This window comes from Pseudoalteromonas sp. Angola-4, from assembly GCF_028599265.1.
Classification (GTDB): Bacteria; Pseudomonadota; Gammaproteobacteria; order Enterobacterales; family Alteromonadaceae; genus Pseudoalteromonas; species Pseudoalteromonas atlantica.
Genome location: NZ_JAQREK010000083.1, coordinates 1 through 467 on the forward strand (window position 1 = coordinate 1; position 467 = coordinate 467).

1 protein-coding gene is annotated in these 467 nt (G+C 36.0%); it reads left to right on the top strand.

Annotation, left to right across the window (positions count from 1 at the left end; translation table 11 throughout):
- On the top strand, positions 1-467 hold a 467-nt coding region (locus tag PSH48_RS20910), incomplete at both ends, for a tetratricopeptide repeat protein (protein WP_273612312.1).

Here is a 467-nt window from a genome sequence, read left to right on the forward strand (position 1 = left end):
CTTAGATATATATACCCAGCTAGGCGATCAGCAAGGGCTTTCTAATTCTTATAATGAACTAGGTGTACTTGCTGAAGAACAGGCACTTTATCAAAAAGCGTTAAAGCATTATCAAGATGCGCTAGCAATCAGAATAAACCTTAGTAACCAAATGCTACAGGCTGAGAGCATGAATAACATTGGCTTTATGTATTACATGTTACTCAATCATGAACATGCTTTAGTTTATTGGCAGCAGGCTGAGCAGCTATTTCAACGTATTCAATTTCCAATAGGCATTATTCATGTGCAACAAAACTTAGCGCAAATTGAATTATCAAAAGGAAATTGGCGTAATGCTTTTCACCTTTTTAATAACACGCTTAAAGATGCTAGTGCGTTAAATAGTGTAGAAGAAACCATAGTTGCTAAAAGCTACTTAGCTCAGCTTGGCTTTTTACAAGGTGGTTTTAAACAGAGTTTTAGTG